Annotated in this window: 2 protein-coding genes and 2 pseudogenes; all 4 read left to right on the top strand. The window is 69.9% G+C overall.

Annotated features, from left to right (window positions below; all coding sequences use genetic code 11):
- Positions 1-70: 70 nt before the first annotated feature.
- Positions 71-11,029 carry a type I polyketide synthase gene (locus JOF55_RS23940; protein WP_445352019.1) on the top strand — a complete coding sequence of 3,653 codons (10,959 nt, stop codon included), beginning with the start codon at positions 71-73 and terminating at the stop codon, positions 11,027-11,029.
- Between the two features lie 32 nt (positions 11,030-11,061).
- Positions 11,062-12,558 (top strand): annotated as a pseudogene (locus tag JOF55_RS24730) (type I polyketide synthase); the annotation flags it as partial.
- 267 nt (positions 12,559-12,825) lie between these two features.
- Positions 12,826-16,284, top strand: a pseudogene (locus JOF55_RS23945) (type I polyketide synthase); the annotation flags it as partial.
- A 176-nt stretch (positions 16,285-16,460) separates the two neighbouring features.
- Positions 16,461-16,567, top strand: a 107-nt coding sequence (locus tag JOF55_RS24675; RefSeq protein WP_374727615.1) for a beta-ketoacyl synthase N-terminal-like domain-containing protein, incomplete at its 3' end; no start/stop codon positions are given.

The raw sequence follows: 16,567 nt of genomic DNA on the forward strand, positions 1-16,567 counted from the left end.
GTTCCCGATGAACCTCATTCCCCTCAACGATTGTTAGGTCATGCCTGAAGAATCCGATCTCCGCGCCTATCTGCGTCGTGTCACCGCCGCACTCCAGAAGGAAAGGAGCCGCTCGGAGGAGCTCCGGCATCGCATCGACGAGCCGATCGCGGTGGTGGCGATGGCTTGTCGTTATCCGGGGGGAGTTCGTTCGCCGGAGGGATTGTGGGATCTGGTGGTGGAGGGCCGGGATGCTGTCAGTGCGTTTCCGGATCGGCCGATGTGGAACGCCGAGGGTCTTTATGATCCGGATCCGGATGCGGTGGGTACGACGTATGCCCGCGAGGGTGGTTTCGTCGAGGACGCGGGGTTGTTCGATCCGGAGTTTTTCGGGATCAGCCCGCGGGAGGCGGAGCGACTTGATCCGCAGCAGCGGTTGCTGCTGGAGACGTCCTGGGAGGCGATCGAGCGCGGTGCCATCACGCCGGACTCGCTCGAGCGTAATTCGACCGGCGTCTACGTCGGTATCCAACACAGCGATTACGCGCACCAGCACCTCGCCAAGCTCGACTCCCTCGACGGACATATCGCCACCGGCATGCTCGGGAGCACGGCGTCCGGCCGCATTTCCTACACGCTGGGGCTGCAGGGGCCTGCGGTGTCGGTGGACACGGCGTGCAGTTCGTCGCTGGTGGCGCTGCACCTGGCGATGCAGGGGTTGCGGCGTGGTGAGTGCGATCTCGCCTTCGCGGGCGGAGTGACGGTGATGGCAACGCCCTGGGCCATGGTCGAGTTCAGCCGCCAGAAGCTCACCGCCCCGGATGGTCGCTGCAAGCCGTTCTCCGATGCGGCGGACGGTGTGGGGTGGTCCGAGGGCTGTGGGGTGTTGCTTCTGGAGCGGTTGTCGGACGCGCGGGCCAATAGCCGTGAGGTGTTGGCGGTGTTGCGGTCGAGCGCGGTCAATCAGGACGGCCGCAGCCAGGGGCTCACGGCGCCGAACGGGCCGGCCCAGGAGCGGGTGATCGGCGCGGCGTTGGCGGCGGGTGGGCTCGAGCCATCGGAGGTGGATGCCGTCGAGGCGCACGGCACCGGCACCTCGCTGGGGGATCCGATGGAGGCTCATGCGCTGCTGTCGACCTACGGGAAGGCGCATTCCGAGCAGGCGCCGTTGTACGTGGGCTCGATCAAGTCGAACATTGGCCATCCGCAGGCGGCGGCGGGAGTCGCCGGAGTGATCAAGATGGTGCAAGCGCTGCAGCACGAGGAACTGCCGCGATCGTTGTATGCCGACGCGCCCACCTCGCACGTCGACTGGGCATCGGGCAATGTTCGCCTCCTCGACGAAACGGTGCCGTGGCCCCATCGGCACGAACACGTTCGACGTGCTGGGGTGAGCTCGTTCGGCATCTCGGGCACGAACGCCCACGTGATCGTCGAAGAGGCATCCACCCCGGGTGGTGTGGAGACGTCGAGAGTTGAGGGTGCGGAAGCGGACGCGTTGAGCGGTGCTGCCGACGAGTGCCCGGTTGAGCCCGCGGTCGTGGAAAACGCGACGCCCGAGGTCGGGGCGGTGCGGGCAATCGGGGCCGAGTCTGAGCATTTGTTGTCGGATTCTGTGCTGCCGATTCTTGTGTCCGGTCGTAGTGAGTCGGCGTTGCGGGCGAATGCGGGGCGGTTGGCGGCGTACCTGGCGGAGGACTCGGGGGTCTCGCTGGTGGATGTGGGGCTCACCCTGGCGACGCGGCGCAAGGCCTTTGACTGTCGGGCATCGGTGATGGCTTCCTCGCGGGATCAGGCGATCTCCGGCCTGCGTGCACTTGAACGGGGTGCGCGCCCGCCGGACGTGACCGTGACAGCAGGAGAGCCGTCGCCGGGTGCACTGGGGATGCTGTTCACCGGGCAGGGCAGCCAACGCCTGGGCATGGGCCGTGGTTTGGCTACGGCAGATCCCGATTTTCGGGCTGATGTGCAGAAGATCGCTGCGGCCTTCGAGGAGCACTTGGCCCGACCTCTGTTATCGGTGATGTGGGCCGATGAGTCTTCCGAAGCGGCCGAATACCTGACACGGACGGAATACGCCCAACCGGCATTGTTCACTCTTGAGGTGGCACTGTTTCACCGGTTGCAGCGGTTGGGAATCAGCCCGGATGTGCTGGTGGGCCATTCCATCGGGGAGCTGGCCGCGGTACATGTGTCGGGGGGGCTGTCACTCCCTGACGCAGCAATGTTGGTCGCCGCCCGAGGTCGATTGATGCAACAGTGCCGCACCGATGGGGCAATGGCATCGCTACAAGCCAGCGAAGACGAAATCCGGGCGGTGTTGCCTGAAAGGGTGTGGCTGGCGGCAGTCAACGGGCCGTCGCAATGCGTGATCTCCGGGAACGCGGACGCTGTCGATCAGGTAGCCACCCGGTTCAAGCAAGAGGGACGGAAGACGCGGCGGTTATCGGTCAGTCACGCGTTCCACAGCGGACACATGGACACCGCACTCCCGGAACTCCAACAGACCGCAGCGAAATGCCGGTTCAGCGAACTGGAGATTCCGGTGATCAGCAACATCACCGGCCAACCGTTGACAACTGCGGAACTAAGCTCCCCGAACTACTGGGCCCGGCATACCCGCAAAACAGTGCGCTTCCAGGACGGAATCGACTCGGCGGTGGCCATCGGAGCCCGCACCTTCGTGGAATGCGGACCGGACAACACCGCCAGCACCATAGCCACACAATGCGTACCCGACCAACACCCGACCACATTCATCCCCACCCTGCACAGCCGACCCGGCCAATCCGGTGAGCCCGCGGCATTCACCACCGCACTGGGAACACTACACACCACCGGACACCAACCCGACTGGCACACCTTCTACGAACCCACCGAGGCGAGCCCCACCCAACTACCCACCTACGCCTTCCAACACGAACACTACTGGCTCGATACGCCTGTCACTGACAGTGGCACGGGGTTTGGTGAGGGCTTGGGTGAGACGTGTCGGTGGTCCTTGGCGGGGCAGCGGCTTGTGTTGCCTGATGGTGGGTGTGTGCACGCGTTGCGGGTGGGTCCTGGTGCGCAGTCGTATTTGGCCGACCATCGGGTGTTCGGGCGTGTGGTGGTGCCAGGAGCCTTCCACGCCTCGATACTGCTGGCCATCGCGGCGAGCCGCTGGCCGCACCGGCCGGTGGCGGTGGAGGATGTGCAGTTCGTGGAGGCGCTGACGTTCGACTCGGTCGATGGCAGCGTGCCGGTGCAGGTACACCTCATCCCCGAAGGCGATGCCCCCGATGCCACTGAGACGTTCCACGCCACCCTCGCCAGCAGGCAGCACGACCAGTGGACCACCCACGCACGCGCCCGACTCACCCCAGCCGACGAACCGGGAACAACGCCCGCTCTTCCCCCGTTGCCGGAAGCACTGACAAGGGAAGTCGCAGGCCGGGGCATGAACGAGGTTCTCGACGAGCTGAGCGCGCTCGAGATCGATTGGGGCTCACGCTGGCGCTGGCTTCGCGCCTTCGAAGGCACCGACGACGCACGACACGGAATCTTCGAAGCGCCAAGGGACATCGACGCACCCGGAAGCCCGATCCCCGCCGGACTTCTCGACAACGCCTTCGGCGTGGCGATGTCCCTTCTGGACCGGCTCGAACAGGGCACCCCACAGTTGCCGTTCCTCATCGAACGGCTCGTCTGGACCGGGAACCCTGCCCCGATCCAAAGCGCCACGAGCAGCGGTCTTCGGACCCAGGAGTCGATGACCCGGGCCGATGACCTCGTCGGCCGTGACGCTGCCGGAGAAACGGTATTTCACCTCCACGGATTCTCCGCGCACCGAGCGCCTCGCGAGCGATTTCTCCGGCAGGAGCGGCAACGGGATCTGTTTCACGTGGCATTCGAGCCGCGTTCGGCGGAACCGTCCGAGAGGCAGAACGGTAGCTCCCTTGTCTTCGTCGATACTTGTGAGCCCGACTTCGCCGGGCTGGCGGGCACGTCTCGGATGGACACAGCGCCCCCCGCTCCTCCGACGCTCGTGGTCCGCTGGCCCCGGCAGGAAGCGGCGGCGGAGGCGGTGCACGCGACCACGAAACGCGCCCTGACATGGCTCCAGCATTGGCTGGACACCGACACGCTCCGCGACGCGCGCGTGCTGTGGGTGACCCGCAACGCCTGCACGGTCGGCGACGGCGATCGCGCGGCCTCCCCGGCAGCGGCCGCCTTGTGGGGAATCGGGCGGACCCTGCAGGCGGAGCACCCGGACCGCTCCCTCGTTCTGCTCGACGTCGACGAAACCGCCGACGACCTTCTCGACCGGACACTCCGGACACTGCCCGCCGACGAGAGCCAGCTCGTCCTTCGCGCGGAGGAACTGTTCGTGCCCCGGCTCATCGCCGTCGAGGACGAGGACGATAGCGCGGACAGCTTCCCCATCGACCCGGACGCAACCGTGCTGGTCACCGGTGGGACCGGTGGGCTCGGTCGCATGATCGCCCACCATCTCGTCGCGACCCACGGGGTGCGTCACCTGCTGCTGCTGTCCCGGTCCGGGACGGAAGCGTCCGGAGCCGACGATCTCGTGCGTGAACTCCAGGCGGAGGGCGCAGAGACGGTGATGGTGCGCGGCTGCGATGTCTCGGTTCGAGTCGAACTGGACGAGGCGCTGGCCTCGGTTCCCGACACGCGGCCTCTCGGTGCGGTCGTGCACGCGGCCGGTGTCGTCGACGACGGTCTCCTCGGCGACCTGACACCGGAGCGCACGGATGCGGTGCTGCAGGCGAAGGTCGACGCGGCGTTGCACCTGCACGAGCTGACCGAGTCGATGCCCCTGTCGGCGTTCGTGCTGTTCTCATCGGCGTCGGGAACGTTCGGGAGTAGTGCCCAGGGGCATTACGCCGCTGCCAACGCCGCGCTCGATGCGTTGGCGCTGCGGCGAAAAGCCCTCGGGCTCGCGGCCACGAGTCTGGCGTGGGGACCGTGGGCCGAGACCGGGATGGCCGCCGACATGGACGAGGCGCTGCAGCGGCGGCTGCGGCGAGAGTGGCTGCGGTTCATCGAGCCGAAGACCGGGCTGCGTCTATTCGACGACGCGCTCGCGCGGCCGGAAGCAACCCTCACGCCGGTGTCCCTCGACCGGGCCGGGCTGACCTCGGCGACGACGGTTCCTGCAGTGCTCCGGACTCTTGTTGTCGAGCTCGGGGCGCGCCAGGGAGCCGTGCGGCCCAGCGCGAGCGCCCCCGCTTCGGGATTCGCGGAGCGGTTCGCCCGGACACCCGAATCCCAACGGGAGCGCATCGTCCTCGACGCGGTACGCGAGGAAGTGGCGGCGGTCCTGGGACTGCCGCACGGTTCATCGGTTCCCGACGCGCAACCGGTGCAGGATCTCGGTCTCGACTCGCTGATGGCGGTGGAGGCGCGGAATCGTCTGTCCGCGCTCGCCGGCGAAACACTGCCCGCGAGCCTGCTGTTCGACCACCCGTCGCCGACGGCTCTCGCGCGCTACCTCATCGATCACCTCGCCACTACGACGCGTCCGGAAACGTCGCGGGAGATCGGTGACGCCGACTCGGCAGCGTCCGCGCCCGCCGCGACGGACGAACCGATCGCGATCGTGTCGATGGCGTGCCGCTACCCGGGCGACGTGAACTCGCCGGAGGCGCTCTGGCAGCTGTTGACGAACGGCGGCGACGCGATCACGGGTTTTCCCGACCGGCCCGGCTGGAACACCGAACGACTCTACGACCCCGATCCGGAGGCCCCGGGTCGTTCGATGACGGGGGAGGGCGGGTTCCTTCATGACGCGGGCCTGTTCGACCCGGAATTCTTCGGGATCAGCCCGCGCGAAGCCGAACGACTCGACCCGCAACAGCGCATTCTCCTCGAGACGTGCTGGGAAGCGCTCGAACGGGGCCGCATTCCCGCCTCGCGCCTCGAGGGGAGCCTGACCGGCGCCTACATCGGCGTGATGTACGACGACTACTTCGGACGCCTCGGACAGGACCTCGCGAACTTCGACGGGCACAACAGCGCCGCGGGCGGCGGCAGCCTGCTGTCCGGTCGCATCGCCTACACCCTTGGATTACAAGGGCCTGCCGTCTCCCTCGACACCGCGTGCAGTTCGTCGCTGGTGACCATGCACATGGCGATGCAGGCACTGCGGCGCGGCGAGTGCGAGCTCGCCCTCGCGGGGGGCGTCACGGTGATGTCCACCCCGAACATGTTCGTCGAGTTCAGCCGACAGGGGGGCTTGGCACCCGACGGCCGCTGCAAGTCGTTTTCCCGGCACGCGGACGGGGTCGCGTGGTCAGAAGGGTGCGGCATCCTGTTGCTCGAACGGCTGTCCGACGCGCGGAAGAACGGGCACGACGTGCTGGCGGTGCTCCGGTCGGGCGCGATCAACCAGGACGGCCGCAGCCAGGGACTCACCGCACCGAACGGACCCTCGCAGCAGCGGGTGATCCGCGCGGCCCTCGCCGCCGGCGACCTGGCTCCATCCGACATCGACGCGGTGGAGGCGCACGGGACCGGCACGACGCTCGGCGACCCGATCGAGGCGAACGCGCTCGCCGCGACGTACGGCCGGGCGCGCACGGACGAGGCGCTCTTTGCCCTGGGATCGGTCAAGTCCAACCTCGGTCACACGCAGGCTGCGGCCGGCGTCGCCGGTGTGATCAAGATGGTCTCGGCGCTCCAGCACGAGCAGCTGCCTCGGACCCTGCACGCCGACGAGCCGACCGAACACGTCGACTGGACCGCGGGCCACATGCTGCTTCTCTCGGAGCCGATGTCCTGGCCGCGACGGTCCGGGCACGTCCGCCGCGCCGGTGTGAGTTCCTTCGGGATCTCCGGGACGAACGCCCACGTGATCGTGGAGGAGGCACCGGAGGACGGCACCGGCCTCGACACCGTTCCCTCCTCCCGCTCGCGTGCGGGCGAGAGCGCCTCGCTCGCCCCGGTCCCGTTCGTCGTGACCGGGCACAGTGACGAGGCACTTCGGGCGAACGCGGCGCGGCTCGCCGCCCACATCGACACCTCCCAGGAGACCGCTGTCGCACTCGACGTCGCCGCCAGCCTGGTGCGCACGCGCGATGCCTTCCTGCATCGTGCGGTCGTCCCGGTGTCGGGCAACGAGGAGGCGATCGAGGCGCTGCGCGCCGTGGCCGATGGCACGCTCCCGTCGGGCGCCGTGCGAGTGACCGCCACCAGCACGCAGGCGATCTTCGTGTTCCCCGGGCAAGGCAGCCAGTACCCGGGGATGTGCCGAGCACTGCTCGACGACCCGACGTTCCGGGCGGCGCTAGCCGGCTGTGACGACGCACTTCGCCCGCACACCGGGTTCTCCGTGCTCGAGCTCCTCGAGGCCGACGACGAGTCGCAACGCGAGGCGATGACCCGGGTGACAGTGGTCCAGCCGTTGCTGTTCGCCGTGGCGGTCGCGCTCGGTCGACTCTGGGAACACGTCGGAATCGAACCCGCCGGAGTCATCGGACACAGCCAGGGGGAGGTGGCGGCCGCTGTCGTGGCCGGGGCCCTCAGCCTCGAGGACGGCGCCCGCATAGTCCACGTCCGTAGCCGGCTCGTCGACGGTTTGGCCGGCGACAGCGGCATGGGCAGCGTCGGTCTCCCGGTCGAGGAGATTCAGCGACGGCTTCGCGACCGGGGCGGCGCGCTCTCGGTCGCGGTCGTGAACACCGCGGAGTCCACGGTGGTCGCAGGAGATCGGGAAGAGCTGGAGGCGTTCCTCGCCGAGCTCGAAGCAGAAGGGGTGTACTGCCGCAGGATCGCGGTCGACTACGCCTCCCACTCGCCGCAGGTCGATCCGATACTCCCCGCCATCAGGCACGAGCTCGCGGCGGTCTCACCGCGGAGGGCCCGCTTTCCGCTCTACTCGACGGTGCTCGGCCGACCGCTCGACGGCCCCGAACTCGATGCCGATTACTGGGCCGACAACCTGCGTCGGCCGGTACGGCTCGACCTGGCCCTCGAATCGGTGACGTCCGGCGCGGAGACGGCCTTCGTCGAGCTGAGCGCGCATCCTCTGCTGGTCGCGCCGCTGCGGAGCGCAGGACACGACGCGGTGGTCGGCTCGCTCCACCGGGACGGCGACGCGGCGGCACGCTTCCGCCGTGCGGTTGCCGAAACATTCGCCCACGGCCTCACCGTCGATTGGGGGGCGGTCTTCGACGGCACGGGGGCGCGATCGGTCGCGCTACCCACCTATGCCTTCCAGCGGCAGCACTACTGGCTTCGGCTCGCGGCGACGGGACGCGGTGACGCCGCCGCATTCGGTCTCGACGCGGGTGAGCACCCGTTCCTCGGGGGGCGGACGGATCTCCCCGATGGAAGCGTGGTCTTCACCGGAAGCATCGACGTCGAGACGCACTCCTGGCTCACCGAGCACCGCGTCTTCGACACGACGCTGGTCCCCGGTGTCGCGATCGTGGACATGGCGCTGCACGCGGCGCGGCGCGTCGACCTTGATGGCGTCGTCGACACCGTCCTCGAGGCACCGCTCGCTCTCGAGGCCGGACGACCTCGGCGGATCCAGCTCGCTGTCGGCGCACCCGAGGACGGCGGGACCCGTTCCTACGTTCTCCGGAGCAGGGGTAAGGGGCCGACCATCGAGGCGGCCCCGGACGAGCCGTGGGTTCAGCACGCGTCCGGTGTGCTGGGGCCCGCGGAGCAGCAGCCCGACAGGCTCGAATCGTGGCCGCCTGCCGGCGCCGAGCCGGTCGACGTCGAGGCACTCTACGAGCGTCTCGAGGGACGCGGCCTGTCCTACGGGCCGAATTTCCGTGGCTTGCGCAGGCTGTGGAAACGAGACGGCGTGCTCTTCGCGGATGTGGACCTGCCGGACGAGGTGAGTGCGGAGGCCGACGCCTTCGGTATGCACCCTGTGCTGTTCGACGCGGCGCTGCACGCGGTTGCCGAACCCGCACGTGACGGCGGCGGCGTATCCCTCCCGTTCGCATGGCGGGACGTGCGGCTGCACGCGGTTGGGGCGACCGCGCTCCGGGCCCGCATCGCCCCGGTGACCGGGGCCGACGACGGCACGAGCGAGGTGACTCTCGCGCTCTTCGATCCCGCTGGAGCGCCGGTCGCGTCCGTGGGCGCCGTCTCCGGGCAGCCGACGAGCGCGACGGGAATCCGGCGCTCTCTCCGCGGCCAGGCAACCCATCTGTACCGGATGACCGCGCCGCAGGTACTGGCCGAAGGATTCGGCGGTCCCATCGCGTTCGTCGACGTCGATCCGCGCGAACCGGATCTGGATCGTGTCGTCGAGGACACGGACACGGAAGCGGCTCGGCCCACGCTCGTCGCCCGGTGGGATTCCGTGCCGAACCCCGGAGAAGAGGCGAGCGCCGATGACATCCGCGAGGCGGCGCATCGTGGTCTTGCCTGGCTGCAGCACTGGCTCGCGGCCGAGGTGCTTGCGGAAGCAAGGGTCGTCTGGATCACGCGCCGTGCGGTCGCTCGCGACGGGGACGAATCCGCAGATCCGGGCGCGGCGACCCTCTGGGGTCTCGGACGGACGTTCCGGGAGGAGCACCCCGAACGCCTCCTCGTGCACCTCGACGTCGACGAGATGCCGAGCGACGAGGCTCTGTCGGCCCTGCTCGGCCGCCTACCGGACGGCGAGACCGAGTTCCTCCTCCGAGACGGAGAACTCGCGATGCCGAGGCTCGCTCCGGTCGAGCCGAGGGAACCGGATGTCGACGACGGGGACGCGCTCGTCCCCGCCCTGCACCCTGACGGCACGGTGCTCGTCACGGGCGGCACCGGCGGGTTGGCGCGGGTGACGAGCAGGCATCTCGTCACCCGCCACGGTGCTCGGCACCTGCTCCTGCTGTCGCGTTCGGGTCCGAACTCGCCGGGCGCCTCGGCGCTCGTCGAGGAACTCGAAGCGCTCGGCGCCGAGAAAGTCACCGCTGTCTCCTGCGACGTCTCCGATCGCGGGCAGCTGGAGGCGGCCCTCGCGTCGATCGACAAGGCACATCCACTGACCGCGGTGGTGCACACGGCCACCGTCCTGGACGACGGTCTCCTCCCCGACCTGACGCAGGCGCGGGTCGACGCGGTCCTCCGGCCGAAGGTCGACGCGGCGGTGCACCTGCACGAACTGACCGAAGGCATGGACCTGCGTGCGTTCATGCTGTTCTCGTCGATGGCAGGCACCCTCGGCGGCGCCGCACAGGCCAACTACGCGGCCGCGAATGCCGCCATCGACGCCCTCGCTGCGCTGCGCAGGCATCGCGGTCTCCCCGCGACCAGCCTCGCCTGGGGCAGCTGGGCCGAGGTGGGCCTCGTTGCGGTCATGGACGAGACGTTCCAGCGCCGGATCCGGCGCTCCGGGTTCGTCCCCCTCGACCCGGAGACCGGAGTGGCGCTGCTGGACGAAGCGCTCGCCAGGCACGACGCATACCTCGCTCCGGTGCGGCTGGACCGTGCAGCGCTGCAGCGGGCCGCGAACACGGAGCAGAGCGCGCCGGCGCCGATGCTTCGCGGACTCGTGCGACCCCCCGCACGTCGTGCCTCGGCGATGGCAGCGGAGCGTTCGCGGCTCCTCGAGCGGCTCGGGCCTCTCCCCGAAGCCGAGCGTGAGAAGGCGGTGCTCGACGCGGTGCGCTGGGAGCTCGCTGCGGTACTCGGGCTTTCCGAACCCGCGTCCGTCGCCGTCGACCGGCCCATCCAGGAGCTCGGACTCGACTCACTCATGGCGGTCGAGCTGCGAAACCGGTTGTCGGGTTTGGTCGGCGAGCGCCTGCCTGCCACCCTGCTGTTCGACCGGCCGGTGCCGCGCGCGCTCGCCGGCTATCTCACCTCGCTCGTCGGGACGCCGCAGGCTGCCCCCTCACCGATCGCCGAGGCGGTCGAGCTGCTCGAGCGGACACCACTCGCCGCCCTCGACGAGGACAGCGCGGTGGAACGGCTCCTCGATCTCGCCACGCGGCTGCGGGCGCAGCGAGAGGGGAACCAGGAGGCAGGTCGTGCTCTGGATGGTGTGGCCGACGAAGACCTCGACGACCTCCTCGACCAAGAGATCAGGAAGCTCGAATGAGCGCGCCGAAGGACGAAAAGCCGATGTCGTCAGTGACGGATCCGCAAGAAAGGGCGCGGCGCGCGGTCGCGGCGCTGCAGCAGGCCAACCAGAAACTCGGCGAGCTCAGATCGCGGGCCAACGAGCCCATCGCCGTCGTGTCGATGGCCGGGCGCTACCCGGGTGGAGCGGACACGCCGGAGGCACTGTGGCAGCTCGTCGCGGAGGGAGACGACGCGGTCGGGGCGTTTCCGGAGAGCCGACCGGGGTGGAGCATCGACAGCCTCTACGATCCGGACCCGGACGCCCCGGGGCGCTCGCTCACCAAGGAGGGCGGCTTCCTCGACGACGTCGACCTGTTCGATCCGGCGTTCTTCGGGATCAGCCCGAAGGAGGCGGAGCGGATGGACCCGCAACAGCGGATCCTGCTGGAGACCTGCTGGGAGCTACTCGAGCGGGCGCGCGTGCCGGTCGCGTCGCTGCAGGGCAGTCTCACCGGCGTCTACGTCGGCGCGATGTACGACGACTACTTCGCCCGGCTCGGGCGTGACCTGGCGAACTTCGACGGGCACAACGGCACCGCAGGGGGGCACAGCATCCTGTCCGGCCGCGTCTCGTACACGCTCGGCCTGCAGGGGCCTGCGATCTCCGTCGACACGGCCTGCAGCTCGTCACTGGTGACGGTCCACATGGCGATGGAAGCACTCAGGAAGGGGGAATGCGACCTCGCTCTCGCCGGTGGTGTCGCGGTGATGGCGACCCCATTCGCGTTCGTCGAGTTCAGCAGGCAACGCGGGTTGGCGCCGGACGGACGCTGCAAACCGTTCTCGGAACAGGCCGACGGGGCGGGCTGGTCCGAGGGGTGCGGCATGCTGCTCCTCGAGCGGCTGTCCGACGCGCGGGCGAACGGACACGAGGTCCTTGCGGTACTGCGGTCGGGCGCGGTCAATCAGGACGGTCGCAGCCAGGGGCTGACGGCGCCCAACGGGCCGTCACAGGAGCGCGTCATTCGTGCCGCGCTCACGGCGGCCGACCTCGGCGCCGCCGACGTCGACGTGGTGGAGGCGCACGGCACCGGAACCCCCCTCGGCGACCCGATCGAGGCCAACGCGCTGCAGGCGACCTACGGTCAGGCGCACACCGCAGAGCGGCCACTCTGGGTCGGATCGATCAAGTCGAACCTGGGACATCCGCAGGCGGCTGCCGGTGCCGCCGGTTTGATCAAAATGGTGCAGGCGCTGCGGCACGAGGAGCTTCCCCGCTCCCTGTACACCGAGTCACCGACTCCGCACGTTGACTGGTCGGCGGGACACGTCCGGCTCCTCGAGAGTTCGGTGCCGTGGCCGCGCCGAGAAGGACACGTCCGTAGGGCCGCGGTGAGCTCGTTCGGCATCTCGGGGACGAACGCCCACGTCATCCTCGAAGAGGCACCACCTGCCGAGCAGGTCGAGCACGACGGCGGCGCCGAGCCCCGATCGGCTGCCTCGCCGTTCCCGATCGTGCTCAGCGGGCACACCGAAGCGGCGCTTCGGGCGAACGCGGCACGGCTCGCCGACCTCATGGAGCCGGACCCCATGGAGTCGGGCGGACCGGCCCGCGACGAGGCTCCGGTGCTTCGCGACATTGCCTACAGCACGGTCATGACCCGCACGCCGTCGACCGAACGGCTCTGCCTTCCGGCTCGGGATCGGGGCAACGCGGTCCCGGCACTCCGCTCCGTCGCCGAAGGGTCGCTGCCTTCCGGCGCGGTGCGGGCGACCGCCCACCGCGAGCGGACGATCTTCCTGTTCCCGGGGCAGGGCAGCCAGTACCCCGGCATGTGCCGTTCGCTTCTCGGGGACGAGACCTTCCGGGCCGCGCTCGTCGAGTGTGACGAGGCGTTGCGACCGCATGTCGGTTTCTCCGTGCTCGCGGTGCTCGAGCAGGACGATGACGCTCAGCAGGAGGCGCTGCGGAAGGTGGCGGTGGTTCAGCCGGTCCTCTTCGCGGTGGCGGTGGCGCTCGCACGGGTGTGGGCGCTATGGGGTGTCGTACCGGACGGCGTCGTCGGCCACAGCCAGGGCGAGGTGGCCGCCGCGGTGGCCGCAGGCGCGTTGAGTCTCGCCGACGGTGCACGGGTCGTCGGCGTACGCAGTCGGCTCATCGCCGGTCTCGACGGAGAAGGCGGGATGGGCAGTGTGGGGCTGCCGGTCGACGAGGTCGAACGGCGGCTCGCCGCGCGTGGCGATGACCTGTCGGTCGCGGTCGTCAACACCGCCGAGTCGACGGTCGTGGCAGGTGATTCCGCCGCGCTCGAGAGCTTCCTGACCGAGCTCGAAGCGGAGGGCATCCACTGCCGCCGGATCGCGGTCGACTACGCCTCGCACTCATCGCAGGTGGACCCGATTCTGGACGGGATTCGCGCCGAACTCGGCGGGCTGACCCCCCGTGCCGGCCACATCGCGATCTATTCAACGGTGCGGGGCGATGCCGTTGACGGACACGTCCTCGACGCGGACTACTGGGTCGACAACCTCCGCAGGCCGGTGCGCCTCGACCGGGCACTCGACGCGCTCGCGCCTGGAGAGGAAACGGCGTTCGTCGAGCTCGGTGCCCATCCGCTGCTTGTCGCAACGCTTCGCGCCGCGGGGCACGATGCAGTCGTCGGGTCGCTGCACCGGGACGAGGACAGTGCCTCCCGCCTGCGCCACGCCGCCGCGGAACTCTTCGCGCACGGGCGGCCAATCGACTGGGCCACCGTCTACACGAGCACCGGCGCGCGGCCGGTCGACCTGCCGACCTATGCGTTCCAGCGGCAGCACTACTGGCTGGAGCTTGCCGACGCGGGTCACGGGGACGCGTCGGCCTTCGGCCTCGATGCCGGAGAGCACCCGCTCCTCGCAGGCCGTACGGACCTCTCGGACGACACCGTCGTCTTCACGGGCAGCACCGCAGCGCTCGCTCGCCCGTGGCACGCGGAGCATCACGTCTTCGACACCGCACTCCTGCCTGCCGCGACGTTCGTCGACCTCGTGCTGCACGCGGCGGACCAGGTCGGTCTCGAACGGGTCGCCGACGCCTCGATCGAGGCACCGATCCCGCTCGACGCCGGTGCGCGGCGGTTGCAGCTGGTACTCGAACCCGAGCGGGGCGGCCACCGACGCTTCACGCTGCACAGTCGCCTCGCCGACGGGCCGTGGGTGCGGAACGCGACCGGAAAGCTCGCCGAACGAACGACCGAGGCGCCCGTCACCCCCGGCGGCGGGCCGCCGCCGGGGGCCACTCCCCTCGACGTCGACGGGCTCTACGCGTCGCTCGACGACGACGGACACGCGTACGGGCCGACCTTTCGGACGGTCACGCGGGGCTGGATCACCGACGACGAGGTCGTCGTCGAGGCGTCGCTGCCGGAGGAGGTTCAGGACGAGGCCGAGTCGTTCGGGGCGCACCCGGCGCTCGTCGAGGCGGCGCTCGCAGCCGCGACGCGAATCCTTCCCCGCTCCGACGAGGACGATACGGTGCACCTGCCGTGCACGGTCACGGACGCGATGCTCCACGCGGTCGGGGCGACGACGATCCGAGCGCGGGTGACGCGAGCAGCCGAGGGACGGGTTCGCCTCGCGCTCTTCGACCCCGCGGGCGATCCGGTCGCGACGATCGGCGCGGTGGCCACCGAGGCGGTCACGGAGGCGCGGATCCGGGAGGTGGCGGACTCGGCCGCGGCAACGGCGCCGTCGTCGCTCTATCACGTCGTCGGCGATCCCATCCCTGACGCCGTGGCGGACACGCCGACGGGACCGGCGACCGGCTACCTGGAGGTCGACGTTGCCGCGCCCGACTTCGCCGCGCTCGCGGATCGCGTGCGGGAGGAGGGGGCGTCCGCCCTGGTCGTCCGTTGGCCCGACACGGACGCGACACCCGCCGCCGTCCGCGACCTGACCCACCGCGCCCTCGCCTGGCTGAAAGGATGGCTGGCCGAGGACGATCTCGGCGATACCCGAGTCGTCTGGCTCACGCGCCGGGCCACCGAGGGCGGCTCGGCGGAAGCCTTGCCGTCTCCCGCCATGGGGGCGCTCTGGGGGATCGGGCGCGCGTTCCAGGAGGAACATCCGGATCGGCCACTCGTTCTGGTGGACACGGAGACGGAAACCGACGGACCTCCGGATGCGATCGACGACCTCGTGGCTCGGCTCCCGCACGACGAGCCTCAGCTCGTCCTGCGCGGCGGAATACTCGCCGCGCTCCGGCTGCTGCCCGTGGATCGCGCGGAAGAGCCGGCGGCGCCCACCTGGAACACCCACGGGACCGTGCTCATCACCGGCGGTACGGGCGGCCTTGCTCGCGTCCTCGCGCACCACCTCATCGCCGAGCACGGGATTCGGCACCTCGCTCTGGTGTCGCGGTCCGGGCCCGCGGCGAGTGGGGCCGCCGAGCTCGTGGCGGAGCTGGAAGCGGCGGGCGCGGCCACGGTGACGGTGCACGCCTGCGACGTGTCCGACCGGACAGCGCTCGCGGCCGTCCTTGATTCCGTGCCTGCGGAGCGTCCGCTGACGGCTGTGTTCCACACCGCGGCGGTCCTCGACGACGGGCTCCTCACGGATCTCACGCCGGAGCGAGTCGACACGGTGCTGCGCCCCAAGATCGACGCGGCGTTCCATCTGCACGAGCTCACGGCGGATCTGCCGTTGTCGGCTTTCGTCGTGTTCTCGTCCGCCGCAGGAACCCTCGGCAGTGCGGGACAGGCCAACTACGCCGCGGCGAACGCGGCCCTCGACTCGCTCGCGGCGCGGCGGCGACGCATGGGCTTGCCCGCGGTAAGTCTCGCCTGGGGCGTGTGGACCGAGGTGGGCCTCGCGACCAGCCTCGACGATCTGCTCCAGCACCGGCTGGGGCAGATGGGTGGCCTCCCGATCGACCCCGAGCTCGGCATGCGACTTCTCGACGAAGCCCTCGGACGGCCCGAAGCGCTCCTCGCCCCGATCCCGTTCGACCGCAGTCGGCTCGAACACCGGGCGAAGGAAGGCGCACTCCCCGCGCTCCTGCGGGGTCTCGTGCGCCGCCGCTTCCGGCGAGCCGCGGGGACGGTCAAGGGGTCGCAGCTCGCCGAGCGCCTCGCCGGCCTTTCCGAGTCCGAGCGCGAGGCAGTGTTGGTCGAGATGGTGCGCGGCGAACTCGCCACGGTCCTGGGTCTGCCGGAAGCGGCGGCTGTCCCGGTCGACGGACCGGTCCGCGATCTCGGCCTCGACTCGCTGATGGCCGTGGAATCCCGCAATCGTCTTGCGGCTCTCGTTGGCGAGAAGCTTCCGGCAAGTCTGTTGTTCGACCACCCCACTCCGAGGGAACTCACACGGTTCCTCGCGACCACGATGCGCGACACCGCGTCGGGGACGGCGCGGGTCGATGTCGTGGCCGCACGGCGCGCGCCGGACGAACCGATTGCGATCGTGTCGATGCGGGGCGCTACCCGGGCGGGGTGGACACGCCGGAGGCGCTGTGGCGGCTCCTCGCGGAGGGGCGTGATGCGATCGCCGGCTTCCCGGATCGTCCCGGTTGGGAAATCGAGCGGCTCTACGACCCGGA

Source organism: Haloactinomyces albus (genome assembly GCF_031458135.1).
GTDB classification, from domain to species: Bacteria; Actinomycetota; Actinomycetes; order Mycobacteriales; family Pseudonocardiaceae; genus Haloactinomyces; species Haloactinomyces albus.